This is a genomic window from Vreelandella piezotolerans, assembly GCF_012427705.1.
GTDB lineage: Bacteria > Pseudomonadota > Gammaproteobacteria > Pseudomonadales > Halomonadaceae > Vreelandella > Vreelandella piezotolerans.
On record NZ_CP048602.1, the window covers coordinates 355896 to 380978 of the forward strand.

The window sequence follows — 25083 nt, forward strand, 5'->3', positions numbered from 1 at the left end:
AAATAGCGCACGCGTAGGAGTTTCCATGACCCGAATTGCCATTGTAGGCGTAGCTGGCCGCATGGGCCGCACGTTAGTCAACGCCGTCGAGCAAGAAGCCGATGCCTCCCTGGCGGGCGGTATCGTGGAGCCGGGCAGCTCCTTGGCCGGTGCCGATATCGGCGAGCTGGCGGGCGTAGGCAAGCGGGGCGTGGTGGCGGTCGATTCGCTCAGCGCCATCGTCGATGACTTCGACGTGCTGATCGACTTCACCGCACCACAGGTGACGCTGGCGAATCTGGCATTCTGTGCCGAGCACGGTAAGCGCATCGTGATCGGCACCACCGGCATGAACGATGACGAACTGGCCGAGCTGGATAGCTACCGCGATAAAGTCGCCATGGTCTTCGCCCCCAACATGAGCGTGGGCGTGAACCTAACGCTGAAACTGCTGGAAACGGCGGCCAAAGCGCTGGGTGATGAAGGGTACGACATTGAAGTGATCGAATCGCACCACCGCCATAAAGTCGATGCGCCTTCCGGTACGGCCATCAAAATGGGGGAAGTGGTCGCGGAAAGCCTAGGCCGCACCCTAAAAGAGCACGGCGTGTTCGAGCGGGTAGGGCAGTGCGGGCCGCGCACCGATAAAGAGATCGGCTTTGCGACCGTGCGTGCAGGCGATATCGTCGGAGAGCATACCGTGATGTTTGCCACCGAAGGCGAGCGGATCGAAATCACCCACAAGGCCTCAAGCCGGATGACCTTTGCCAAAGGCGCCGTGCGCGCCGCACGTTGGGTCGCCAGCCAGCCTCACGGCCGCTACGACATGCAGGATGTCTTGGCGCTTCACTGATCGGCAAAACGAACGTAACGCCACGCTGAAAATAAAGGGCTAGCCTGCGGTCGGTAAATCCTGTAACATTCCAAAAATTTTGGCCGAGTGGCTGTCGAGGCGCTGAAAAAACGCCTGCAGCGAATGCCTGTGGCAGTCAGTGTTAGTGGAAAGAATGTCAGTGGAAAGTGCACCACGCTTGTTGCACTGGCCGTTAGGTGTGAGAAAAAAGTCAGCGAACTGCTGCGCCATGGCACGACCGTTACGGTGGCATGGATGAGAACAACAAGCGGGATGAAACCGATGTTTTTATTGTCGGCTTCGTCCCGCTTTTTTACGACCCGACGTTTGCACGCAAACGCCGACAACCGGATCGCCGAGCCTGCGCCCACAGGCTCCCACCAGCATGGGAGAACGTGTTTTGAATAACCCCGCATTGAGCAAACCCGCGATATTGGCCCTGGAAGATGGCAGTGTGTTTCATGGCACGGCCATTGGCGCGGAGGGAATCACAAGCGGTGAGGTGGTGTTCAATACAGCCATGACCGGCTACCAGGAAATCCTCACCGACCCCTCTTATACCCGCCAAATCGTTACCCTGACCTATCCCCACATCGGCAATACCGGCATCAACAGCGAAGATGTGGAATCTGCTTCCATTGCGGCAGCAGGCCTGGTGATTCGCGATCTTCCCCTGTTGGCCAGCAGCTTTCGTTCCGAACAAACCCTCTCTGATTACCTGAAAAGCCAAAACGTACTGGGCATTGCCGATATCGACACCCGCCGCCTGACGCGTATTTTGCGTGACAAAGGGGCTCAAAACGGCGCGATTCTGGCAGGTGCCGAGGCAAAGGGTGACGATGCCGTCGAACGGGCGCTGGCCGCGGCGAAGGCATTTCCGGGCTTGAAGGGCATGGATTTGGCCAAGGAAGTCTCCTGCAAAGAGGCTTACGAGTGGTTGGAAGGCGAGTGGGCCTTGGGCGAAGGCTATGCGGATGCGAGCCAGGGCGAGCGCCCCTACCACGTGGTGGCGTTCGATTACGGCGTGAAGTTCAACATCCTGCGCATGCTGGCGGCGCGGGGCTGCCGCTTGACCGTGGTGCCGGCGCAAACGCCGGCGGCAGAGGTGCTGGCGATGAACCCGGACGGCGTGTTCCTGGCCAACGGCCCCGGCGACCCCGAGCCCTGTGATTACGCCATCAAGGCGATCCAGGAAGTGCTGGAAACCGACACGCCGGTGTTCGGCATTTGCTTGGGCCACCAGCTGCTGGCGCTGGCCTCCGGTGCCAAAACCGTCAAGATGGGTCACGGTCACCACGGGGCCAACCATCCGGTACAAGACCTGGATACCGGCACGGTGATGATCACCAGTCAGAACCACGGCTTCGCGGCCGATGAAGCAACGCTACCCAGCAACGTACGCGCCACGCACCGCTCGCTGTTCGACGGCACTCTGCAGGGCATCGAGCGTACCGATCGTCCGGCGTTTAGCTTCCAGGGCCACCCGGAAGCGAGCCCAGGTCCGCGCGACGTAGCGCCGCTGTTCGATCGTTTCATCGCCATGATGCAGGCGCGCCGCTAGGTTCGCCGCGCTGCCTCTCAGTGCCTAGTTACGCCGTTTTGATGCTCATCGTCACCACTTTTTGCGGGAACCGTTATGCCTAAGCGTACCGATATCAATAGCATTCTCATCATTGGCGCTGGTCCGATCGTCATCGGTCAGGCCTGCGAATTCGACTACTCCGGCGCCCAGGCCTGTAAAGCGCTGCGCGAGGAGGGCTACCAGGTCATTCTGGTCAACTCTAACCCGGCCACCATCATGACCGATCCCGCCATGGCCGATGCCACCTACATCGAGCCGATCACTTGGCAAGCCGTCGAGAAAATCATCGAAGCCGAGCGCCCGGATGTGATTCTGCCCACCATGGGCGGTCAGACGGCGCTGAACTGCGCGCTGGACCTGGACAAGCACGGCGTGCTGGCCAAATACGGTGTCGAGATGATCGGTGCCAATGCCGATGCCATCAACAAGGCCGAAGACCGCGATCTGTTCGACAAGGCGATGAAGAACATCGGCCTGGAGTGCCCCAAGGCCAAAGTGGCGCACACCATGGACGAGGCGTGGGAGATTCAGGCGGAGCTGGGCTTTCCGACGATCATTCGCCCCTCTTATACCATGGGCGGCTCCGGCGGCGGCGTGGCGTACAACAAGGAAGAGTTCGAAGAGATCTGCACCCGCGGTTTCGAACTGTCCAACAACCACGAGCTGCTCATCGACGAGTCGCTGCTGGGTTGGAAAGAGTACGAAATGGAGGTGGTGCGCGATAAGAACGATAACTGCATCATCGTCTGCGCGATCGAAAACTTCGACCCCATGGGCGTCCACACCGGCGACTCCATCACCGTGGCCCCGGCCCAGACGCTGACCGATAAAGAGTACCAGATCATGCGCGACGCCAGCCTCGCGGTGCTGCGCGAGATTGGCGTAGAAACCGGCGGGTCGAACGTTCAGTTCGGTATGGACCCTAAGACCGGCCGCATGGTCGTCATCGAGATGAATCCCCGTGTCTCTCGCTCGTCGGCGCTGGCCTCCAAAGCCACTGGTTTCCCGATTGCCAAGATCGCCGCGAAGCTGGCGGTGGGTTACACCCTGGACGAGCTGCAAAACGACATTACCGGCGGCCAAACTCCGGCGTCCTTCGAGCCGTCCATCGACTATGTCGTGACCAAAATCCCGCGCTTCACCTTCGAGAAGTTCCCCCAGGCGAACGACCGCCTGACCACCCAGATGAAGTCGGTGGGCGAGGTGATGGCGATTGGCCGTACGTTCCAAGAGTCGCTGCAAAAAGCGCTGCGCGGCATGGAAACCGGTAACGACGGCCTCGACCCGATCATTACCGAGTTTACCGATGACGCGATGGCCCAAATCAAGGGCGAGCTACAGGCAGCGGGTGCCGAGCGCATCTTCTTCGTCGCCGACGCCATGCGCGCGGGCATGAGCGTGGACGACGTGTTCGCGCTGACCAACATCGACCGTTGGTTCCTGGTCCAGCTCGAAGACCTGATTCTGACCGAAGCGGCGGTTTCCAAGCGTGCGCTGGCGGACCTCTCCGCCCGCGAGTTGTTCCAGCTCAAGCGCAAGGGCTTCTCGGATGCTCGTTTAGCGAAGCTGTTGGGCGTGTCCGAAAAAGAGTTCCGCAAGACGCGTCAAGCCGCCAACATCCGCCCGGTCTACAAGCGCGTGGATACCTGCGCGGCCGAATTTGCCTCGGACACGGCCTACATGTACTCCACCTACGAGGAAGAGTGCGAAGCAGACGTCTCGGATCGCCAGAAAATCATGGTGCTGGGCGGTGGCCCGAACCGTATCGGCCAGGGTATCGAGTTCGACTACTGCTGCGTTCACGCCGCCTTCGCCATGCGCGACGACGGCTACGAAACCATCATGGTCAACTGCAACCCGGAAACCGTCTCCACCGACTACGACACCTCGGATCGTCTCTACTTCGAGCCGGTCACGCTGGAAGACGTGCTGGAAATTGCCGATAAAGAGAAGCCGGTGGGCGTCATCGTCCAGTTCGGTGGACAAACGCCGCTGAAGCTTGCCCGCGAACTGGAAGCTGCAGGCGTGCCGATCATTGGCACCACGCCGGACGCCATCGACCGCGCGGAAGACCGCGAGCGCTTCCAGGTGATGATCGACAAGCTCGGCCTGAAACAGCCGCCCAACGCCACGGCCCGCAGCTTCGAAGATGCCTTCGCCAAAGCCGAAAAAATTGGCTACCCCTTGGTCGTGCGTCCGAGTTACGTCCTGGGCGGCCGGGCGATGGAGATCGTCTACGACGCCTCCGAGCTCGAAAACTACATGACCAACGCAGTGAAAGTCTCCAACGACTCGCCGGTACTGCTGGATCACTTCCTGAGTGCCGCGGTGGAAGTCGACATCGATGCGGTCTCCGACGGTCAGCAGGTCGTGATTGGCGGTATCATGCAGCACGTCGAGCAAGCGGGCGTTCACTCCGGCGACTCCGCCTGTGCGTTGCCGCCCTACTCGCTGCCGGCCGACGTGCAGGACGAGATGCGCGATCAGGTCAAGAAAATGGCCGTCGAGCTGGGCGTCAAAGGTCTGATGAACGTGCAGCTGGCCTGGCAGGATGGCGAGATCTACGTGATTGAGGTCAACCCACGCGCCTCACGTACCGTGCCGTTCGTGTCCAAGTGCATCGGTACCTCGCTGGCGCAGGTGGCAGCCCGCTGCATGGCCGGTAAGACTCTGGCCGAACAGGGCTTCGAGCGTGAGATCGTGCCGCACTTCTATAGCGTCAAAGAAGCGGTCTTCCCGTTCAACAAGTTCCAGGGCGTCGACCCGATTCTCTCGCCGGAAATGAAGTCCACCGGCGAAGTCATGGGCTCGGGCGATACCTTCGCAGAAGCGTTCTTCAAGGCGCAACTGGGCGCGGGAGAAGCAATTCCGGCGCTGGAGGGCGATCGTAAAGCCTTCCTGTCGGTACGCGAACCCGACAAGCAGGGGATTATCGAAGTGGCTCGTTCTCTGCTAACATTAGGCTTCACGCTTTGTGCAACGCGTGGTACGGCAGTGGCTATCGAAGCCGCCGGTTTGCCCGTGGAGCACGTCAATAAAGTCTACGAAGGCCGTCCCCATATCGTCGATCTGCTGAAGAACGACGAAATCGCCTACATCGTGAACACTACCGAAGGTCGTCAGGCAATCAACGACTCTTCGATCATTCGCCGTACTGCTCTCGCGCGCAAGGTGCCCTATGCGACCACCTTGGCGGGCGCTAATGCCGTTTGCATGGCGCTAGAGTACGGTAGGGAGATTACGGTGCGGCGCCTTCAGGATCTGCATGCAGGAGCAAGTCAATGAACAAGGTCCCGATGACGGTAGCGGGAGAAAAAAGCCTTCGCGAGGAGCTCAATCACTTGAAGGGCGAAGAGCGCCCTCGGGTGATTGCCGCCATCGCCGAAGCGCGTGAACATGGCGACCTCAAGGAGAACGCCGAGTATCACGCGGCGCGCGAGCAGCAGGGATTCATCGAAGGCCGTATCCAGGAAATCGAAAGCAAGCTTTCTGGTGCGCAGGTGATCGATGTCACCAAGCTGCCGAAGACCGGTAAGGTGATTTTCGGGGTAACCGTATCGCTGCTGAACCTGGATAGCGATGCCAGCGTGACCTATCGCATCGTGGGCGAAGACGAAGCCGACATCAAAGCGGGCAGAATCTCGGTCACTTCACCCATTGCGCGTGCGCTGATCGGTAAGGAAGAGGGCGATGTCGTGGTGGTGAAAACCCCAGGCGGCGACGTGGAGTACGAGATCGAGAGCGTCGAGCACCTCTAACCACGTACCGCTAGCGCAAAAAAAGGCCCGGTGCAGGAGACTGCATCGGGCCTTTTGGTGGTCAGGTGCGTGACATCGAGCCTGAACGCCCTGTACGCGTTAGTGTCGACCGTGGTGATTCTCGAAGCGAGTGACGTTCGACAGCTTGGGATTCGCCTTTGGGTTGCGGCGATACAGCAGTGCCATCTTGCCGATGGTTTGCACCAGCTCGGCGTTGCTGTCAGCCAGCAGCTCGTTGATCATCGCGGCACGGTCGTCCCGCTCTGGCAGGGCGAGCTTGACTTTGATCAGCTCGTGATCGTTGAGCGCGCGGTTGAGTTCTGCGAGCAAATTGTCGGAGACGCCGTTCTCAGAAACGGTGACCACCGGGTTCAAATGGTGGCCAATGCTGCGAAATGCTTTCTTTTGTGCCTGTGACAAGCTCATGGTATCTTGCGGTATCCCGGTTAGCGCTTAACGTTCCATCTTACGGTGAAATGCCGCTGAGTGAAAGCAATCGCGTGAACGCGCCCATCCCTTATCCAAGCGTCAGATTCCCACATGCAGCAAAAGCCTCCAAGCCGAAAACATTCAGTGAGCAAAACCAGCAACAACTGGAAGAAAGAGCACTTCGACGACCAGTATGTGAAGCAGAGCTGGCAGGATGGCTATCGCTCACGGGCGAGTTACAAGCTGCTAGAGCTGGACGAGAAGGATAAGCTGTTTCGCAATGGCATGACGGTCATCGACCTGGGGGCTGCCCCTGGCGGGTGGAGCCAGATCGCCGCCGAAAAAGTCGGGCCGGAAGGGGTGGTCATCGCTTCCGATATCCTGGAGATGGATGCGCTGGCAGGTGTCGATTTCATTCAGGGTGACTTTACCGAGGAGAGCGTGCTCGATGCGATTCTCGACCGGTTGGGAAATCGCCCGGTAGACCTTGTTATGTCCGACATGGCCCCCAATATGAGTGGTATGGCGGCCATCGATCAGCCGCAGGCCATGTATTTAGCCGAGCTGGCGTTGGAGCTGGCTCGAGAAACGCTCTCTCCAAAAGGCCGCTTTTTGGTGAAAGTCTTTCAAGGAGAGGGTTTTGATGCGTACCTTAAAGAACTGCGCGGCAGTTTTGACCGAGTGGTGACCCGCAAACCGGACGCCTCACGAGCGCGCTCGCGGGAAGTCTACTTTTTAGCGGAGGGCTTTCGCGGGTGACCGGCGCGGACATGCCGCTGGCGCAATAGCCAAGATTTATCATCGCGATTGCCAGACAGGCAGGCGCAAGATGTGTCACATTATGCACACTGGACGAGCGTGACACAGATGGCCCAACGCCCAACGGGCTTTGGCAATGGTTGAACGTTAAGCTCTGGTGTAAGGTCAGAGTATTAGCGGTTAACTGACGGATTCTTGTAATGAGGGTAGCCCCTTGAACGATATGGCGAAGAACCTGATTCTGTGGTTGGTCATCGCGGCCGTTCTACTGACAGTGTTCAATAATTTCAGTACGGAAAGCGCACCTCAGACCACGAACTACTCTCAGTTCGTGCAGCAGGTGCAAAATCAACAGGTACGTAGCGTCACCATCGATGGCTACACCATCACCGGTGAGCGCACGGATGGTTCGCAGTTCCAGACCATTCGTCCAGCAGCGGAAGATCCCAAGCTGATGGACGATCTGCTCAGCAATAACGTCACCGTGGTCGGTAAGGAGCCAGAGCAGCAGAGCATCTGGACGCGTCTACTGATCGCCAGCTTTCCGATCCTGCTGATTCTGGCTATCTTCATGTTCTTCATGCGCCAAATGCAGGGCGGCGCTGGGGGCGGTAAAGGCGGCCCAATGAGTTTTGGCAAGTCCAAAGCGAAGCTGCTCTCTCAGGACCAGATCAAAACCACCTTTGCCGACGTGGCAGGCTGTGACGAAGCGAAGGAAGAGGTCGAAGAGCTGGTCGACTTCCTGCGCGACCCGACCAAGTTTCAGCGCCTGGGCGGCACCATTCCCCGCGGCGTGCTGATGGTGGGCCCGCCCGGTACCGGTAAGACGCTACTGGCCAAGTCCATCGCCGGCGAAGCCAAGGTGCCGTTCTTCTCCATCTCGGGTTCCGACTTCGTCGAGATGTTCGTGGGGGTGGGTGCTTCGCGCGTTCGCGATATGTTCGAGCAGGCCAAGAAGCAGGCGCCCTGCATCATCTTCATCGATGAGATCGATGCCGTAGGCCGCTCTCGCGGCACGGGGATGGGTGGTGGTAACGACGAGCGTGAGCAAACGCTGAACCAGCTACTGGTAGAAATGGACGGTTTTGAGGCGAACGAAGGCATCATCGTCATCGCCGCGACTAACCGCCCTGACGTACTTGACCCCGCGCTGCTGCGCCCCGGCCGTTTCGATCGCCAGGTCACCGTTGGCTTGCCAGACATTCGAGGCCGTGAGCACATTCTGGGCGTTCACCTGCGTAAGGTTCCGCTAGCGGACGACGTCAAACCGCAGCTCATCGCGCGCGGTACACCGGGCTTCTCGGGTGCCGACCTCGCAAACCTAGTGAACGAAGCCGCCCTGTTTGCCGCACGTCGTAACAAGCGCTTGGTGGGGATGGACGAGCTTGAGCTTGCCAAAGACAAGATCATGATGGGCGCAGAGCGCAAATCCATGGTCATGACCGACAAAGAGAAGCTCAATACGGCCTACCACGAAGCGGGCCACGCAATTATCGGTTTGGTCATGCCCGAACACGACCCGGTCTACAAGGTGACCATCATCCCGCGTGGCCGCGCGCTCGGTGTGACGATGTTCCTACCCGAGGAGGATCGCTACAGCCTGTCACGTCAGCAAATCATTAGTCAGATCTGCTCGTTGTTTGGTGGTCGCATCGCTGAAGAGATGACATTGGGTGTCAACGGTGTCACGACCGGTGCCTCCAACGATATCAAGCGGGCGACGGAATTGGCCCATAACATGGTCGCCAAGTGGGGGCTCTCGGATGAGATGGGCCCGATCATGTACGACGAGGACGAGTCTCACCAGTTTCTCGGCGGCCCGGGACAAGGTGGTGGCAAGTTGAAGTCGGGCGAAACCACCACGCGACTCGATAAAGAAGTGCGCAAGATCATCGACGAGTGCTACGAGCAGGCGCGCCAAATCCTGCATGACAACCGCGATAAGCTGGATGCCATGGCAGAAGCGCTGATGAAGTTCGAAACCATTGACGCCAACCAGCTCAAAGACATCATGGAAGGCCGTGACCCGCGTCCACCGGAGGGCTGGAGCGACGGTGACTCATCGGGTGGTGGTATGCGCGTGAACGATGACAAGCCTGACACCAAGTCAGAGGATCAAGCGTCGAACGCATCGAGCGACGATGGCGAAGAGGACGACGACGAGCCGCGCCGCCGTCCCTCCGACCCGCTGGGCGGCCCTGCAGGCCCTTGAGCCAGCCAAAGCCATGAGTCGCAGAGGCGTCCCCTATGGGGGCGCCTTTTTTGTTATGCTGTTGGGCAATCGTATTTATGTTTCTTTTGATTTAGGCGGCAGCATGACTTCCAACGTTGACCCTTCATCGCCTTTGCGCTCGACAAAGAGTGCTTTGCAGCTGCGCTGCGGGCGCCATACGCTCGATCTTTCGTTCCCGCGCGTCATGGGGATTTTGAACGTCACGCCAGATTCGTTCTCCGATGGCGGTCAGCATGTTGCCCTAGACGATGCACTTCGCCACGCCGAACGTATGCTGGCGGAAGGCGCCGCGATGATCGACGTGGGGGGGGAGTCCACGCGTCCCGGGGCCACGCCGGTCTCGGAACAGCAGGAGTTGGATCGTGTCGCACCCGTGGTCGAAGCCTTGGTGCGCGAGCTCGATGCGCTGGTCTCGGTGGATACCAGTAGCGCCATGGTCATTCGTGAAGCGAGCGCCTTGGGCGCAGGCATGATCAACGATGTGCGGGCGCTCGAGCGTGAGGGCGCTTTGGCCGCCGCCGCCAGCAGCGGCTTGCCTGTCTGTTTGATGCACCGCCAAGGTGAGCCGCAGAGCATGCAGCACGCGCCTAGCTATCGAGATCCCATCGAGCAAGAAGTGGCTACCTATCTCGCCGAGCGCATCGCCGCTTGTGAAGCAGTTGGGTTGCGCCGTCAGCGCTTGCTCATCGACCCTGGGTTTGGCTTTGGCAAAACCGTCGAGCATAACCTGCGGCTATTGAAGTACATGGACACGCTACATTCGCTGGAGCTGCCTATGCTAGTGGGTATGTCGCGGAAAAGTATGATCGGGAAAGTGCTGGGACGTCCTGTGGAAGAGCGGTTAGCCGGTGGACTGGCGCTGTCGGCCATGTCGGTGGAGCGAGGCGCGAGCATCCTGAGGGTGCATGATGTCGGGCCCACGGTGGATGCCGTTAACATGGCGTGGGCGGTGTTGCAGGAGGGGTGTGAGCCACCCGTGGATAAGGAGCTTTGAGTATGACAAGACGCTATTTTGGTACCGACGGCATTCGCGGTACCGTGGGGCAAGCGCCTATCACGGCCGACTTCATGCTCAAGCTGGGCTGGGCCGCCGGGCAGGTATTACGCCGTGAAAAAGGGCGCACTCGAGTATTGATCGGAAAAGATACACGAATCTCGGGCTATATGTTCGAGTCGGCGTTGGAGGCCGGTCTATCGGCCGCAGGGGTCGACGTGTCGCTGCTTGGGCCGATGCCGACGCCGGGAATCGCCTATCTCACGCGAACCTTCCGCGCCGACGCCGGGATCGTGATCTCGGCGTCTCATAATCCGTTCGACGATAACGGCATCAAGTTCTTCTCTGCTGAAGGTAAGAAGTTACCCGACGCGGTGGAAGACCGTATCGAAGCGATGCTGGAGGCGCCGTTGACCACCGTCGATGCGGCGCAGTTGGGCAAGGCGACGCGCATCGATGACGCGGCGGGCCGCTATATCGAATTCTGCAAATCGACATTGCCCGACCGGCTGAGCTTGCACGGCCTGAAAGTGGTATTGGATTGCGCCCATGGAGCCACTTACCATATCGCCCCCAGCGTGTTCCGTGAGCTGGGCGCGGACGTAAGCGTGATCGGTGCCGCACCGGATGGCTTGAATATCAACCATCAGGTTGGCTCGACACACCCGGCCGCGCTGCGCGCAGCGGTCATTCAGCAAGGGGCCGACCTTGGAGTGGCCTTCGATGGTGATGGTGATCGCGTGCTGCTTGTCGATGCCGATGGTCGAGAAGTCGATGGCGACGATATTCTCTATCTAATAGCCCGCGACCGTCACGAGCGTGGTTTGTTGGAAGGTGGCGTGGTGGGCACGCTGATGAGTAATTTCGGGCTTGCCATGGCGCTGGACCGGCTCGGCATTCCTTTTCAACGCGCTAAGGTTGGTGATCGCTTCGTCATGGAGATGATGGCGGCCAACGGTTGGGAGTTGGGAGGTGAGGCGTCCGGACACATCGTTTGCGGGCACGTACAGAGCACGGGAGACGGCGTCGTATCGGCGTTGCAGGTGCTGGCGCTGATGGTGCGAGAGCAGAAACCCTTGCCCGCACTGCTGAAAGGGCTCGAAAAAGTGCCGCAGTCGCTGGTCAACGTGCGCTTGCCCGCCGGGACGAATGCCAAAGAAGTGATGGCAGCCCAGCCCCTTATGGACGCCGTGGCTGCCCTGGAAACAGAGCTGGGTGATCAGGGCCGAGTGCTGTTGCGGCCGTCGGGTACCGAGCCATTGATTCGTGTCATGGTCGAAGGGCGTGCCCATTTGGATGTCGACCGTTTGGCCAATAAGCTGGCAACCCAAGTCGAGGCGCTGCTCGGTTAGTGGCTTCTAAAAGTGAGAGTCGCTTTTACCCGAAAAGCGCGCCGTGCCTGCGATTGCCCGTGCAACAGCGGTTGTCTTGACAAGGCGGCTCCTATACCATTTCGCTCCACCTTGAGTGAGGATTCTTCATGCGTACGCCATTGATTGCCGGCAACTGGAAAATGAACGGTTCCAAGGCGTTGATCGACGCGTTCGGCCAAGCTTTCGCGTCAGCTTCGCTGCCCACGTCCATTGACGTGGTCGTGATTCCGCCGTTTCCCTACCTAGACGCTGCACGCCAAGCGTTCAACGATACGCCGCTGCAGTTGGGTGCTCAAACGCTCAATCCTCATCACTCCGGGGCGCATACTGGAGAAGTGAGCGGTAGCATGCTCAAAGAGTTGGGCGTGACCTACGTGTTAGTGGGGCACTCTGAGCGTCGCCAGCTCTACCGCGAGAGCGACGAGCAGGTGTTCGATCGGTTGTTGGCAGCGGTGGATGCAGGGCTAACGCCGATTCTATGTGTGGGGGAAACGCTGGAAGAGCGTGATGGGGGACGCACGATGGACGTCGTTCTGCGCCAAGTTGGCTATATCATGGCCCGCTTAGCCCCCGAGCAGCGCTCACAGGTTGTCATTGCTTATGAACCCGTTTGGGCGATCGGTACGGGCCGGACGGCCACGCCAGAGCAGGCCCAAGAGGTCATGGCAGGCATTCGCGCCTATCAGGCAGGGTTTGATGCGTCGCTTGCCGAGCAGTTGAAACTGCTTTACGGCGGTAGCATGAACGCAAGTAACGCGGCTGAGCTACTGGCTCAGCCGGACATCGACGGCGGTTTGGTGGGGGGTGCTTCACTCAAAACCGACGATTTCTACGCCATTTGTCAGTCAGCAGGATAACGCCATGCAAGTTGCAATTCTTATGGTTCACGTGGTGATTGCGGTCGCCTTGGTTGTACTCATCCTGCTCCAGCAGGGAAAAGGTGCCGAAGCAGGCGCAGCCTTTGGTGGCGGTGCGTCGCAAACGGTTTTCGGCTCGCGGGGCAGCGGTAACTTCCTGTCGCGTACCACCGGTGTTTTAGCCGCTGGCTTTTTTGTGACCTCGATGGCTCTAGCATACTTTGCCACTCAGGCAGGCCAAGCGCCGGAAGCCGGTATTCCTGATGCGCGGATGATCGAACAGCAGCAAAACATTCCAACGCTTGACGACTCCCCTGCAAGTATGGATAATACCGCGCCAGTGCTAGAGGAAAGCAGCGAGTAACTTCTTGATGTCGCTTTCTTTAGCCTCCCCTGATGCCGAAGTGGTGGAATTGGTAGACACGCTATCTTGAGGGGGTAGTGACCTTACGGTCGTGCGGGTTCAAGTCCCGCCTTCGGCACCATCTGATTCGCTGATTATTCAGCTTCCCAGACTATCAGGATTGGCACCTGAGACGTAAGATGCACGTGAAGCGAACTATTGAATGAGTTCTTGACGTAAGTCCTTCAAGTGTCTATTATCGTCGACCTAGATTGATGCGGGGTGGAGCAGTCTGGTAGCTCGTCGGGCTCATAACCCGAAGGTCATCGGTTCAAATCCGGTCCCCGCTACCATTTATTTAGTAGCATGGTTTAGGCTCAATAGCATGTATTAAGGTGCTTTTGATCTGCGAAAAATTCGCGACATGTTGCTAAAATGGTACTACAGGTTTCTTTTGAAAAGCCCCTTCCTGTGAAGGGGCTTTTTGTTAGTAGCTTTTTGTAACTGGTTTTTTGTAAACAGCTTTTATGAAGAGCTTTTTGCGAGCCAAGCGTGTCTCAAGAGCGGATGCTGTTCGAGTAGCCAGAGACACATTCCCAGGTAATGCCAATCAGCCACCTAGCTTTTCTTACGACTCCTGGCCAGGTGCCTGATGCAACGGCTATAGGAGCTTTGTCTGTGGCCACAAAACACGCTGCGCTTCACGCGCTGATCGAACCTGTCGTTGCCGCCATGGGCTTCGAGCTATGGGGTATCGACCATATTTCCCAGGGCAAGCATTCGCGGCTGGTGATTTACATCGAGCGCGAGAGCGGTGTCAGCGTGGAAGACTGCGCTGATATTAGCCGCCAAGTCAGTGCCGTGATGGATGTGGAAGACCCAATTCCCGGCGAATACCGCTTGGAAGTCTCGTCGCCCGGCATGGCACGTCCTCTTTACTCCCTGGATCACTTTATCCGCTATCAGGGCCACCATGTCGCTCTGAAGCTACGCGTCGCGTTCGATGGGCGGCGCAAATACCAAGGGCTCCTCGCAGGTGTCGAGGGCGATGAAGTGCTACTGCAACTGGAAGGCGAAGAGTACTGCTTTCCTATCGAAAGCATCGATTCTGCGCACGTTGTCCCGCAGTTCGACGAATAATACGGGTCGCGGCTTCCGGCAGGCGCCGGGATGATGCACAAAAGGACAGGTTTTCTGGCGAGGCAAACGCATGAGTAAAGAAATCTTAATGGTCGTGGACGCGATCTCCAATGAAAAAGGCGTCCCCCGCGATGTTATCTTCGAGGCGGTCGAAGCCGCACTGGCAAGCGCGTCTCGTAAGCGTTTCGAGCATGAAGAAGCGAACGTGCGCGTGCATATCGATCGCCGCACGGGCGACTACGATACGTTCCGCTACTGGACCGTGGTCGAAGACGACGAATTCGAAACGCCAGACTATGAAATCAAAGAGAGCATTGCCGAGCAGCGCGACCCGCCGCTGAAACTGGGCGATGTGGTCGAGCAAAAGATCGAAAACGCCGTGTTCGGGCGTATCGCCGCGCAAACTGCCAAGCAGGTCATCGTGCAGAAAGTGCGCGAAGCCGAGCGTGCCGAAGTCGTGCGTCAGTACGCTGACCGTGAAGGCGAACTCGTCGCGGGTATCGTTAAGAAGACTACCCGTGATGGTCTGATCATCGATCTGGGTGAGAACGCCGAAGCGTTTTTGCCGCGCAACGAGATGATCCAGGGCGAGCGCTACCGGATGAACGAGCGCGTACGTGCGCTGCTGGTCAAGGTCGACCCGGAGGCTCGCGGCGCGCAACTGCAGCTTTCGCGCACCTGTCCTGAGTTCATCATCGAGCTGTTCAAGATCGAGGTGCCGGAAATCGCCGAGCAGCTGATCGAGATCAAGGGGGCCGCTCGCGACCCCGGCTCGCGGGCCAAGATTGCCGTCAAAACCAACGATCGCCGCATCGATCCGGTGGGTGCGTGTGTGGGTATGCGCGGTTCCCGCGTTCAGGCGGTGTCGTCTGAGCTGCAAAACGAGCGTGTGGATATCGTTCTGTGGGACGACAACCCGGCTCAACTGGTGATCAACGCCATGGCGCCGGCCGACGTGGCCTCGATCTTGGTGGACGAGGATGCGCACGCTATGGACGTCGCCGTGGCCCAGGACAACCTGGCACAGGCCATTGGCCGTAGCGGCCAGAACGTGCGTTTGGCGTCTGAATTGACCGGCTGGCGGATCAACGTCATGACCGAAGACGAAGCCGAGTCGAAGCGCGAGCAGGAGATCGACAGCCTGGTGGATTCCTTCGTTCATCATCTGGGGGTCGATGATGAGGTCGCTCGCCTGCTGGTGGAGGAAGGGTTCACCACCCTGGAAGAAGTCGCCTACGTGCCGCTCGAAGAGATGCTCGACATCGAAGAATTCGACGAAGAGTTGGTCGAAGAGCTGCGGGCACGTGCGAAAGACGAGTTGCTGACGATGGCCATTGCCTCGGAAGAAGCGCTAGACGGTGCTCAACCAGCGGACGATCTGCTGGAAATGGACGGCATGGAGCGTCATTTGGCCTTCATTCTGGCCAGTCGCGGCATTGTCACAATGGAAGATCTCGCCGAGCAGTCTGTCGACGATCTGGTCGATATCGAGGAGTTGGACGAAGCGCGCGCAGCGGCACTGATCATGACTGCCCGTGCGCCCTGGTTTGAAGTCGATGACGCATCGGACTCAAACACACAGTAAACAGGTCACGGGCTGAGGAGGGTCACTATGTCAGATATGACAGTTAAAGATTTTGCAGTAAAGGTGGGCCGCGATGTGCCCCGCCTCTTGGAACAGATGAAAGAAGCCGGTTTGAAACACCGCTCGGAAAGTGACGCCGTCTCTGAAGACGACAAACAGACGCTGCTGAGCTTTTTGAAGAAAAGCCACGGCGGTGGTGACAGCGAGCCGAGCAAGAATCGCATCACGCTGACCCGTAAAACCCGTAGCCGTATCAAGACCGGCGAGCGTGGTAAAACGATCGAAGTGCAGGTGCGTAAGAAGAAAACGTACGTCAAGCGTGAGGAAGAAGAGAAGCCGAAGGCGCCCGAACCCAAGCACTCGGGGCCGCGTCAGTTAGTCGGTGACATGGCCGAAGCGGAAGCCGAGCGCAAAGCGCGTGATGCTCGCGCTGCAGAAGAGAAAGCCGCTGCGGCGAAAGCCCAGGCAGCCGAAGATGCCGCTCGTAAAGAGGCGGAAGAGCAAGCCAAGGCCAAAGCCACTGATGTGCCGGACATCGAGGTGCCTGAGCTAGACATCGAAGACACGTCGACAGGTGACGATCTACCGCCTGCGCCGCCTAAGGAGGGTCGTACCGACCGTCGTACTGCACCGCCGAAAAAGGCTGCAGCGAAGAAGAAAGGTCGTGACGACGACGATGATCGCGGTGATCGCGAAGAGCGCAAGCGTGGCGGCGGCAAAAAAGTGAAGCGTGCCGAGCGCCGTGGCGGACGTCGCGGTGGGGCGAGCCAAAATGGCAACGGCAAGCACGGCTTCCAGAAGCCGACGCAGCCGATCGTCCGTGAAGTCTCGATCCCTGAGTCGATCAGCGTTGCTGAGCTGGCCGACAAGATGTCGATCAAGGCCAACGAAGTGATCAAGGCCATGTTCACCATGGGCGCAGCTGTGACCATCAACCAGACCATCGATCAAGATACGGCGGCGATCGTGGTGGAAGAGATGGGCCACAAGGTCAAACTGGTGAAGGATGACGCACTGGAAACGGAAATGCTGGAAGGCATCTCTTACGAAGGTGAAGAGATCACCCGCTCACCGGTCGTCACCGTCATGGGTCACGTCGACCACGGTAAGACCTCACTGCTGGACTACATCCGTCGTGCGAAAGTCGCCACTGGCGAAGCTGGCGGTATTACCCAGCACATCGGTGCCTACCATGTGGAAGATGACCACGGCGGCGTGACCTTCCTGGATACCCCCGGTCACGCGGCGTTTACCGCCATGCGTGCTCGCGGTGCGAAAGCCACCGACGTGGTCATCCTGGTGGTGGCGGCCGACGATGGCGTCATGCCGCAAACCATCGAGGCCGTCGAGCACTCGAAAGCCGCTGGCGTACCGATGGTCGTAGCCGTGAACAAGATCGATAAGCCCCAGGCCGATCCTGATCGTGTCAAGAACGAGCTTTCTCAGCACGGCGTGATCTCGGAAGAGTGGGGGGGCGATACGCAGTTCGTTCACGTCTCGGCGAAAAGTGGTGAAGGCATCGAAGACCTGCTGGAAGCGATTCAGCTCGTGTCCGAGGTTCTCGAACTCAAAGCCGTACCGTCTGCGCCAGGTAAAGGGGTCGTCGTCGAGTCACGCTTGGACAAAGGCCGCGGTCCCGTGGCGACCGTGCTGGTACAAAACGGTACGCTCAAGAAGGGCGACATCGTCCTGGCGGGCCTGCACTACGGTCGCGTTCGCGCGCTGACCAACGAGCTAGGCAAGCAGGTCGATACCGCTGGCCCCGCCATGCCGGTAGAGATCCAAGGTCTCGACGGCACACCAGATGCTGGTGACGACTTCATGGTCGTGGCCGACGAGAAGAAAGCCCGCGAAGTGGCCAACTTCCGTCAGGGTAAATACCGCGAAGTACGCCTGGCGCGTCAGCAGAAGGCCAAGCTGGAGAACATGTTCAGCCAGATGGGCCAAGACGAAGTGGCCAAGGTCAACATCGTCCTCAAAGCCGACGTACAGGGCTCGCTGGAAGCGATCAAAGGCGCCTTGGAAGAGCTCTCCACCGAAGAAGTACAGGTGGCCGTGGTCTCCTCCGGTGTGGGTGGTATCACCGGTACCGACGCCAACTTGGCGCTGGCCTCGGAAGCCATCGTGGTCGGCTTCAACGTCCGTGCTGATGCCGCAGCCCGTGAGATCATCGAGCGTGAAGGTTTGGATCTGCGCTACTACAGCGTCATCTACCACCTGATCGACGAAGTCAAACAGGCCATGAGCGGTATGCTTGCCCCCGAGTGGAAAGAAGAAATCGTGGGTGTGGCCGAAGTACGCGACGTGTTCCGCGCGCCGAAGATCGGTGCGGTGGCTGGCTGTATGGTCGTCGAAGGCACCGTTTCGCGCAGCAAGCGCATCCGCGTTCTGCGTGACAACGTGGTCATCTACGAAGGCGAGCTCGAATCGCTGCGCCGCTTCAAAGACGACGTGCAAGAAGTGCGTAACGGCATGGAGTGTGGCATCGGCGTGAAGAACTACAACGATGTCCAGGTCGGCGACAAGATCGAAGTCTTTGACCAAGTGAAGGTCGAGCGCAGCCTGTAAGGCCGCGCGAGGAGCAATCATGCGCGAATTCAAGCGTACCGACCGAGTAGCCGACCAGCTCCAAAAGGAGCTGGCGGTACTGATCCAACGCGAAGTGAAAGATCCGCGCTTGGGCATGGTCACGGTGAGCGGGGCCACCGTTAGTCGTGACCTTGGCTACGCCGATATCTACGTGACGCTGCTGGGGGAGCAAGATCCCGAGCGTATCAAGGAGAACCTGCAGGTGCTCAAGCGTGCCTCAGGGTTTCTGAGAAGCCAAATCGCCAAGCGTATTCAACTCCGGCACGTGCCGGAGCTGCGTTTTCACTTCGATGAAAGCGTGGTGCGCGGCCAGCACCTCTCGTCGCTAATCGACGAAGCGGTCTCTTCTGACCGCGCACGTCAAGCCGATGACGAAGATGGCAACGAGCCAGGTGAGGGGGCGCGCTAATGGCCCGTCGCCGTCGCGGATTACCGGTCAATGGCGTGGTGCTGCTGGATAAGCCGAAAGGCCTCTCCAGCAACCACGCGCTGCAGCGCGTGCGTCGTCTGTTCGAGGCGCAAAAAGCCGGACATACCGGCACGCTGGACCCCATGGCAACAGGGCTTCTGCCTATCTGCCTGGGGGAGGCCACCAAGTTCTCCGCGCACCTGCTGGAAGCCGACAAGATGTATCGCACCCGGGTAGAGCTGGGGGTGATCACCGACACCGGCGATGCCGAGGGCAACGTCATCGAGCGGCGTGAGGTGCCAAGCCTCACCGGCGAGGATGTGGAGGCCGTGCTGGTCCGCTTTCGTGGCGAGATCGAACAGGTGCCGCCCATGTATTCGGCGTTGAAGCACCAGGGCAAAAAGCTCTACGAGCTGGCGCGTGAGGGCAAACAGGTTGAACGTGCAGCGCGGCGGGTTAGCGTGTATGATGCGCGCCTGCTGGCGTTCGAAGGCACGGCGTTCGAGCTGGAAGTCAGCTGTAGCAAAGGCACGTACATCCGCACGTTGGCGGAAGACATCGGTCACGCCCTGGGCTGTGGTGCCCACATCAGTCAGCTACGGCGGCTCAAAACCGGGCCGTTCGATGGCGACGCGATGTGGACACTGGAGGCGTTGGAAGCACTGGCTAGCCAAGCCGACCGCGAAGCCGAACTCATGCCCGTGGATGTGCTGGTCGATCATCTGCCATCGCTGAGCGTCGATGACACCTCGTTTGGCCGACTGGCCCACGGACAGTCAGCCGAGCTCACCGTCGATGAATTGGCACCCGATGCGTTGGCACGACTTTATCACGCCGAGACGTTTATCGGCCTTGGCGTTGTAAAAGGGCCACAGGAAGTGGCCCCCAAGCGGCTGTTAAGCACGGTCGCTCGTTCGTAATATCGCGGTAAAACGTTGCAAGGATGTGGCGATTTGCGCGAAAATGGTCGCCTGAGACTGCAAATATGCGTGGTCTCACCCATTCATTTTTAGGCATATTGCTTACTGGAGAGACAGATGGCATTAACCGCTGAGAAAAAGGCCGAGATCGTCAACGAATACGGCCGCGGCGATAACGATACCGGTTCCCCTGAAGTTCAGGTTGCACTGCTGAGCGCCAACATCAACGGCCTGCAGGATCACTTCAAGACCAACAAGCAGGATCACCACTCTCGTCGTGGTCTGATCCGCATGGTAAACCAGCGTCGTAAGCTGCTGGACTACCTGAAGCGTAAAGATTTCGAACGCTATCAGTCTCTGATTCAGCGTCTGGGTCTGCGCCGCTAAGTTTTTAACGGCCATGATTCGAAACGGGCAGCTCCTTGTGAGCTGCCCGTTTTTTTGTTTCTGGTAGCCGTACGGCGCCTCAACGCCTAGAATGGTGGCGAGTCAAACGACCCAAGCGAAAAGACAAGTAGCTATTAATGTTAAAGGAAGTAGCCGTGAATCCGGTCAAAAAAACGTTCCAATACGGTCGCAGCACCGTCACCCTCGAAACTGGGCGTATCGCTCGCCAAGCCACTGGTGCCGTGATGGTCACCATGGACGACACCGTCGTCCTGTGTACGGTGGTGGCGAAGAAAGACGTCAACCCAGGCCAGCCCTTCTTTCCGCTCTCGGTACACTACCAAGAGAAAACCTACGCCGTGGGTAAAATCCCCGGTGGCTTCTTCAAGCGTGAAGGCCGCCCGACGGAGAAAGAGACCCTCACGTCGCGTTTGATCGACCGCCCGATTCGCCCGCTGTTTCCGAAAGGCTTCATGAACGAAGTGCAGGTGATCTGTACCGTTCTATCCACCGACCGTAATCACGATCCGGACATCGCGGCCATGCTCGGCACCTCGGCGGCGCTGAGCATCTCAGGCGTTCCGTTCAATGGCCCGATTGGTGCCGCCCGTGTTGGCTTCAACGAAGAGCAAGGCTACTTCCTGAATCCCACCGTCGAAGAGCTGACCACCTCCGAGCTGGACATGGTGGTGGCCGGTACCGAAAACGCCGTGCTGATGGTGGAGTCCGAAGCGCAAGAACTGCTCGAAGACGAAATGCTGGGTGCCGTACTGTTTGGCCACCAGGAGATGCAGGTCGCGATCGACGCCATTAAAGAATTGACTGCCGAGGCCGGTAAGCCGCGCTGGGAGTGGCAGGCGCCGGCAGAAAACGTTGCCTTGAAAACGGCCATGGCCGACGCCTTTGAAGCCAAAGTGGGTGAGGCGTACCGCATCACCGATAAAATGCAGCGCCAAGATGCACTCGCAGCGCTGAAAGACGCGGCCGTCGAACAGTTAGCGGCCGCGGAAGGCGAAGAGGAAGCGGAAGGCAAGTTCAGCAAGGATGACGTGAAAGGCGCGTTCGCAGCGCTTGAGAAGCGTGTGGTGCGCTCCCGCGTGGTCAAGGGCGAGCCGCGCATCGATGGCCGCGACAACGTTACCGTACGTCCGCTGAACATCGACGTCGGCGTGCTGCCGAAAACTCACGGCTCGGCCATCTTCACCCGTGGTGAGACCCAGGCCATTGCGGTCGCAACACTCGGCACGCTGCGTGATTCGCAGCTCATCGAGTCGCTGGAAGGCGAGCGTAAAGACCGCTTCATGCTGCACTACAACTTCCCTCCCTACTCGGTGGGTGAAGCTGGCTTCATGGGTGGCCCAAAGCGCCGTGAAATCGGCCACGGCCGTTTGGCGCGTCGCGGTGTCCAAGCGATGCTGCCGTCTGAAGAAGAGTTCCCCTACACCATCCGTGTGGTGTCGGAAATCACCGAATCCAATGGCTCTAGCTCCATGGCGTCCGTGTGCGGCTCCTCGCTGGCGTTGATGGATGCGGGCGTTCCGTTGAAAGCCCCGGTGGCGGGTATTGCCATGGGCCTCGTCAAAGACGAAGACGGCTACGCGGTGCTGACCGATATCCTGGGTGACGAAGACCACCTGGGTGACATGGACTTCAAAGTGGCCGGTTCTGAAGAGGGCGTCACTGCCCTGCAGATGGACATCAAGATCGAGGGCATCAACGAAGAGATCATGGAGACTGCGCTGCAACAGGCCCACGATGCGCGCATCGGTATCCTGGCGCAGATGAACGCCGTGATCAGCCAGAGCCGTAACGAGGTGTCGGAAAACGCCCCCTCCATGGCGACGATCAAAATCGATCCGGACAAGATTCGCGACGTCATCGGCAAGGGCGGCGCCACCATTCGCAAGATTTGCGAAGACACCGGCGCATCGATCGATCTTGATGACGATGGCACCGTTCGCATCTACGCCGAAGACAAAGCCGCTGCCAAGAAAGCGATCGATACCGTACTGGCGATCACCGCCGAAGCGGAAATCGGCAAGCTGTACAAAGGCAAGGTCGTACGTATCGCCGACTTTGGTGCGTTCGTGAACATCATGCCGGGAACCGATGGCCTGGTGCACATCTCGCAAATCGTCCAGGAGCGCGTCAATAACGTGCGCGACTTCCTGAACGAAGGCGACGATGTCATCGTGAAGGTGTTGGATATCGACAACCGCAACCGCGTGAAGCTCTCGATCAAAGAGATCACCGAAGAAGAGAAAGCAGCGTTTGAAGCTGCCGAGGCGGACGTCGCTAGCTAACGAGCGCTCAGCGTAGGATTTACCGCCCCCGCAGCCCTTGGCTGTGGGGGCGGTGTCGTTTTGATAGGTCAGGAATGTGAGGACATAGCATGGAGCAGCAGGAATCGCCGCGTTGGTGGGCGGTGGTGGCCGTGATGATCGGCATTTTTTTGTTGGTGACCGCAGAGCAACTACCTATCGGTTTGCTCTCTCAGGTGGCAGAGTCGATGGGCGTGACCCCAGGTATGGCAGGGTTGATGGTGACGGTGCCCGGCGTCGTGGCGGCGTTTTCAGCGCCGCTGCTGCCGGTGGCGGTAGGGCGTCTCGATCGCCGTATCATGCTGACGCTGATGATGGCAGTGATGGTGCTGGGCAGCGTGCTCTCCGCCATGGCCAGCAACTTTGCCCTACTGTTGGCGGCGCGAGTGTTGGTGGGTATCAGTATCGGCGGTTTTTGGGCCATTGCGGGCAGTATTGCGCCACGTCTGGTGCCTAGCGATCAGGTATCGCGGGCCATGACCATCATTTTTGGCGGCGTGGCGGCGGCCTCGGTGCTTGGCGTACCGTTGGGCACGCTGCTGGGTGATATCAGTAACTGGCGCGTGGCCTTTGGTGCCTTGGGGGGCTTGAGTTTGCTCACGGCGTTGGCGCTTTGGCGCTGGCTACCGCCACTGCCGCCCCGAGAGCCGGTGCGGCTTCGGGTGCTGGCCCAACAGCTAAAGAACCGTGGCGTGCGGGTAGCCGTGTTGACCACGGGCTTTGTTGTGGTGGGTCACTTTGCGGCCTACACCTTCATTAGTCCCATTTTGCAAGAGATCAGCGGGGTCGCGCAGCGCCATGTCGGAAGCCTGCTGCTGCTGTACGGTGCGTCGGGGATTTTGGGCAATATCGTTGCAGGGATGTTTGCTGGCCGTCACCCGTACCGTGCGGTGCTCGCGATTCCTAGCGTACTGCTGGTGGTCGTGGCGATCTTCCCGGTGGTAGGCGTAGAGCCGACCAGTGGCGTGCTGCTGTTAATGCTGTGGGGTGCTGTATTTGGCAGCGTATCAGTGAGTATTCAGACATGGATTCTACGCACGGCGCCCAATACGGAAGCCGCCACGGCGTTAATGGCGTTCGTCTTCAACATGTCGATTGGCCTGGGGGCCATGGTCGGGGGGCAAGTGGTCGATGGCACCAGCCTACCGGTGGCGATGTGGGTCGCCTCGGGGCTGTTCCTCATGGGCGTACTGTTGGTATGGCGCACGCCGTCGCGCATCGTTGGTGAAAAGCGCCGCTAATACATGATGGGTAAAAGCCCCCGCCATGGCGGGGGCACACTTTAGCGGGGCACAGCGGGCGTTATGGGCGCTCGATGGCCAGTGCAACCCCTTGGCCACCGCCAATACATAGCGTCGCCAAGCCTTTTTTGGCATCGCGAGCGATCATTTCATGGAGCAGTGTCACCAGCACGCGGCAGCCCGACGCACCAATGGGGTGACCTAGCGCGATGGCGCCGCCGTTGACGTTCACCTTCGACGTGTCCCAGCCCAGCTCTTTATTGACCGACAGCGCTTGAGCAGCGAAGGCTTCGTTGGCTTCGACGAGGTCCAGGTCATCCAGGCTCCAGCCCGCTTTTTCCAGGCAGCGACGGGTGGCGGGGGCCGGTCCGATCCCCATGATGGCCGGGTCGACGCCTGCGTTGGAGTAGGCGGCAATGCGGGCTAGGGGCTCCAGGCCAAGCTCTTTGGCTTTTTCCGCCGAGCAGAGCATAACCACGGCCGCGCCGTCGTTCAGCGACGAGGCGTTACCCGCCGTCACGGTGCCCTCTTTCTTGAAGGCAGGACGCATCCCGGCCAGCTTGTCTGCCGTGACTTCACGAGGGTTTTCGTCGGTATCGAAGACCACCGGGTCGCCTTTACGCTGCGGCACCTCGACCGGGACAATCTGGCTTTTGAATTTGCCCTCTTTGATGGCGGCGGCAGCTTTTTGCTGGGAAGCGGCGGCAAATTCGTCCATGGCTTCTCGCGTGATGCCATATTTCTCTGCCAGGTTCTCGGCCGTGATGCCCATGTGGTAGTTATTGAACGCATCCCACAAGCCATCATGCACCATGGAGTCGATAGCCTTCCAGTCGCCCATGCGCTGGCCGTTGCGCGAGTTCGGCAGAATATGGGGAGAGGCGGACATGTTCTCCTGACCACCGGCCAGCACGATCTCGGCATCGCCGCAGCGGATGGCTTGAGTCGCCAGGTGCAGCGCTTTGAGGCCAGAGCCACACACTTTGTTGATCGTCATGGCCGGTACGGTGTCTGGCAGGCCTGCCTTGATGGCTGCTTGGCGCGCCGGGTTTTGGCCAACGCCTGCGGTCAGCACCTGACCCAGCAGCACTTCGTCGATCTGCTCGGGCGCGACGCCGGTGGAAGCGATAATGTCTTTGATGACCAGCGCACCCAAATCGCTGGCGGGAATCCCTGCGAGTGATCCCCCGAAACTACCTACAGCGGTGCGGCGAGCCGCCACAATGACCACGTCTTGCATACAATGACTCCTTGAGTGAGTGTCGCATTGTGCCTATGGCAGATAGGCGTGCCGCCTATCCATAGTTGTTAGTGGTGTGACTTTGTGTCGT

At 59.2% G+C, this 25083-nt stretch carries 20 protein-coding genes and 2 tRNA genes; 20 read left to right on the forward strand and 2 right to left on the reverse strand.

The window, feature by feature from the left end:
- The first annotated feature begins 25 nt into the window (after positions 1-25).
- The 4 genes from dapB (at position 26) to greA (ending at position 6172) form a co-directional block, all read left to right on the forward strand.
- Positions 26-832, forward strand: a complete 807-nt coding sequence (dapB, locus tag GYM47_RS01690; protein WP_153843161.1) for a 4-hydroxy-tetrahydrodipicolinate reductase — start codon at positions 26-28, stop codon at positions 830-832.
- Positions 833-1247: 415 nt separating this feature from the next.
- Complete coding sequence (gene carA / locus GYM47_RS01695; protein ID WP_194928580.1) at positions 1248-2393, forward strand: glutamine-hydrolyzing carbamoyl-phosphate synthase small subunit; 1146 nt, start codon at positions 1248-1250, stop codon at positions 2391-2393.
- 75 nt (positions 2394-2468) lie between these two features.
- The gene (carB, locus tag GYM47_RS01700; protein WP_153843159.1) at positions 2469-5699 is read left to right on the forward strand and encodes a carbamoyl-phosphate synthase large subunit; all 3231 of its coding nucleotides are present in this window, start codon (positions 2469-2471) and stop codon (positions 5697-5699) included.
- Positions 5696-6172: a transcription elongation factor GreA gene (gene greA / locus GYM47_RS01705; protein ID WP_139527965.1), complete on the forward strand. Its 477-nt coding sequence runs from the start codon at positions 5696-5698 to the stop codon at positions 6170-6172. The genes carB and greA overlap by 4 nt, the downstream gene beginning before the upstream one ends.
- A 99-nt stretch (positions 6173-6271) precedes the next feature.
- Here the strand turns inward: greA and yhbY are convergent, their stop codons facing one another.
- Complete coding sequence (gene yhbY / locus GYM47_RS01710) at positions 6272-6598, reverse strand: ribosome assembly RNA-binding protein YhbY (RefSeq protein WP_153843158.1); 327 nt, start codon at positions 6596-6598, stop codon at positions 6272-6274.
- A 114-nt stretch (positions 6599-6712) separates the two neighbouring features.
- Between yhbY and rlmE the strand changes: the two genes are divergently transcribed.
- The 16 genes from rlmE (at position 6713) to GYM47_RS01790 (ending at position 23752) form a co-directional block, all read left to right on the forward strand.
- Entirely contained in the window at positions 6713-7360 is a 648-nt protein-coding gene (gene rlmE, locus GYM47_RS01715; protein WP_153843157.1) for a 23S rRNA (uridine(2552)-2'-O)-methyltransferase RlmE, read from the forward strand.
- Positions 7361-7574: 214 nt separating this feature from the next.
- Positions 7575-9572 carry an ATP-dependent zinc metalloprotease FtsH gene (gene ftsH / locus GYM47_RS01720; RefSeq protein ID WP_139527968.1) on the forward strand — a complete coding sequence of 666 codons (1998 nt, stop codon included), beginning with the start codon at positions 7575-7577 and terminating at the stop codon, positions 9570-9572.
- Positions 9573-9675: 103 nt separating this feature from the next.
- Positions 9676-10587: a dihydropteroate synthase gene (gene folP, locus GYM47_RS01725; protein ID WP_196781573.1), complete on the forward strand. Its 912-nt coding sequence runs from the start codon at positions 9676-9678 to the stop codon at positions 10585-10587.
- A 2-nt stretch (positions 10588-10589) separates the two neighbouring features.
- Positions 10590-11939: a phosphoglucosamine mutase gene (glmM, locus tag GYM47_RS01730; RefSeq protein WP_139527969.1), complete on the forward strand. Its 1350-nt coding sequence runs from the start codon at positions 10590-10592 to the stop codon at positions 11937-11939.
- Positions 11940-12067: 128 nt separating this feature from the next.
- Complete coding sequence (gene tpiA / locus GYM47_RS01735; protein ID WP_153843156.1) at positions 12068-12817, forward strand: triose-phosphate isomerase; 750 nt, start codon at positions 12068-12070, stop codon at positions 12815-12817.
- A 4-nt stretch (positions 12818-12821) separates the two neighbouring features.
- Positions 12822-13181, forward strand: a complete 360-nt coding sequence (gene secG, locus GYM47_RS01740) for a preprotein translocase subunit SecG (protein WP_153843155.1) — start codon at positions 12822-12824, stop codon at positions 13179-13181.
- Positions 13182-13215: 34 nt separating this feature from the next.
- Positions 13216-13302: transfer RNA gene (locus tag GYM47_RS01745), tRNA-Leu, on the forward strand.
- Between the two features lie 134 nt (positions 13303-13436).
- Positions 13437-13513: transfer RNA gene (locus tag GYM47_RS01750), tRNA-Met, on the forward strand.
- Positions 13514-13838: 325 nt separating this feature from the next.
- Entirely contained in the window at positions 13839-14300 is a 462-nt protein-coding gene (gene rimP, locus GYM47_RS01755; protein ID WP_139527972.1) for a ribosome maturation factor RimP, read from the forward strand.
- Between the two features lie 70 nt (positions 14301-14370).
- Positions 14371-15885, forward strand: coding sequence for a transcription termination factor NusA (gene nusA, locus GYM47_RS01760; protein ID WP_153843154.1), 1515 nt, complete (start codon positions 14371-14373; stop codon positions 15883-15885).
- A gap of 27 nt (positions 15886-15912) precedes the next feature.
- Positions 15913-18453 carry a translation initiation factor IF-2 gene (gene infB, locus GYM47_RS01765; protein ID WP_153843153.1) on the forward strand — a complete coding sequence of 847 codons (2541 nt, stop codon included), beginning with the start codon at positions 15913-15915 and terminating at the stop codon, positions 18451-18453.
- A 19-nt stretch (positions 18454-18472) separates the two neighbouring features.
- Positions 18473-18883, forward strand: a complete 411-nt coding sequence (gene rbfA, locus GYM47_RS01770; RefSeq protein ID WP_139527975.1) for a 30S ribosome-binding factor RbfA — start codon at positions 18473-18475, stop codon at positions 18881-18883.
- Positions 18883-19803, forward strand: coding sequence for a tRNA pseudouridine(55) synthase TruB (truB, locus tag GYM47_RS01775; protein ID WP_139527976.1), 921 nt, complete (start codon positions 18883-18885; stop codon positions 19801-19803). Before rbfA ends, truB begins: the two co-directional genes overlap by 1 nt.
- A 117-nt stretch (positions 19804-19920) precedes the next feature.
- Positions 19921-20190, forward strand: coding sequence for a 30S ribosomal protein S15 (rpsO, locus tag GYM47_RS01780; protein WP_009723734.1), 270 nt, complete (start codon positions 19921-19923; stop codon positions 20188-20190).
- 137 nt (positions 20191-20327) lie between these two features.
- On the forward strand, positions 20328-22493 hold the full coding sequence (pnp, locus tag GYM47_RS01785) for a polyribonucleotide nucleotidyltransferase (protein WP_139527977.1): 2166 nt from the start codon (positions 20328-20330) through the stop codon (positions 22491-22493).
- Between the two features lie 89 nt (positions 22494-22582).
- Positions 22583-23752 (forward strand): MFS transporter, encoded by a 1170-nt coding sequence (locus GYM47_RS01790; protein WP_139527978.1) that lies wholly within the window; start codon positions 22583-22585, stop codon positions 23750-23752.
- 61 nt (positions 23753-23813) lie between these two features.
- Here GYM47_RS01790 and GYM47_RS01795 read toward each other — a convergent pair whose 3' ends face one another.
- A complete protein-coding gene (locus GYM47_RS01795; RefSeq protein ID WP_139527979.1) occupies positions 23814-24992 on the reverse strand; it encodes an acetyl-CoA C-acetyltransferase in 1179 nt (392 codons plus the stop codon).
- Positions 24993-25083 lie beyond the last annotated feature (91 nt).

Excerpts from the sequence above, each read along its gene's own strand:
- dapB (WP_153843161.1), top strand. The coding sequence starts at position 26 with ATGACCCGAATTGCCATTGTAGGCGTAGCTGGCCGCATGGGCCGCACG.
- carB (WP_153843159.1), top strand. The coding sequence starts at position 2,469 with ATGCCTAAGCGTACCGATATCAATAGCATTCTCATCATTGGCGCTGGT.
- greA (WP_139527965.1), top strand. The coding sequence starts at position 5,696 with ATGAACAAGGTCCCGATGACGGTAGCGGGAGAAAAAAGCCTTCGCGAG.
- yhbY (WP_153843158.1), bottom strand. The coding sequence starts at position 6,598 with ATGAGCTTGTCACAGGCACAAAAGAAAGCATTTCGCAGCATTGGCCAC.
- rlmE (WP_153843157.1), top strand. The coding sequence starts at position 6,713 with ATGCAGCAAAAGCCTCCAAGCCGAAAACATTCAGTGAGCAAAACCAGC.
- folP (WP_196781573.1), top strand. The coding sequence starts at position 9,676 with ATGACTTCCAACGTTGACCCTTCATCGCCTTTGCGCTCGACAAAGAGT.
- glmM (WP_139527969.1), top strand. The coding sequence starts at position 10,590 with ATGACAAGACGCTATTTTGGTACCGACGGCATTCGCGGTACCGTGGGG.
- tpiA (WP_153843156.1), top strand. The coding sequence starts at position 12,068 with ATGCGTACGCCATTGATTGCCGGCAACTGGAAAATGAACGGTTCCAAG.
- secG (WP_153843155.1), top strand. The coding sequence starts at position 12,822 with ATGCAAGTTGCAATTCTTATGGTTCACGTGGTGATTGCGGTCGCCTTG.
- nusA (WP_153843154.1), top strand. The coding sequence starts at position 14,371 with ATGAGTAAAGAAATCTTAATGGTCGTGGACGCGATCTCCAATGAAAAA.
- infB (WP_153843153.1), top strand. The coding sequence starts at position 15,913 with ATGTCAGATATGACAGTTAAAGATTTTGCAGTAAAGGTGGGCCGCGAT.
- rbfA (WP_139527975.1), top strand. The coding sequence starts at position 18,473 with ATGCGCGAATTCAAGCGTACCGACCGAGTAGCCGACCAGCTCCAAAAG.
- truB (WP_139527976.1), top strand. The coding sequence starts at position 18,883 with ATGGCCCGTCGCCGTCGCGGATTACCGGTCAATGGCGTGGTGCTGCTG.
- rpsO (WP_009723734.1), top strand. The coding sequence starts at position 19,921 with ATGGCATTAACCGCTGAGAAAAAGGCCGAGATCGTCAACGAATACGGC.
- pnp (WP_139527977.1), top strand. The coding sequence starts at position 20,328 with ATGTTAAAGGAAGTAGCCGTGAATCCGGTCAAAAAAACGTTCCAATAC.
- GYM47_RS01790 (WP_139527978.1), top strand. The coding sequence starts at position 22,583 with ATGGAGCAGCAGGAATCGCCGCGTTGGTGGGCGGTGGTGGCCGTGATG.
- GYM47_RS01795 (WP_139527979.1), bottom strand. The coding sequence starts at position 24,992 with ATGCAAGACGTGGTCATTGTGGCGGCTCGCCGCACCGCTGTAGGTAGT.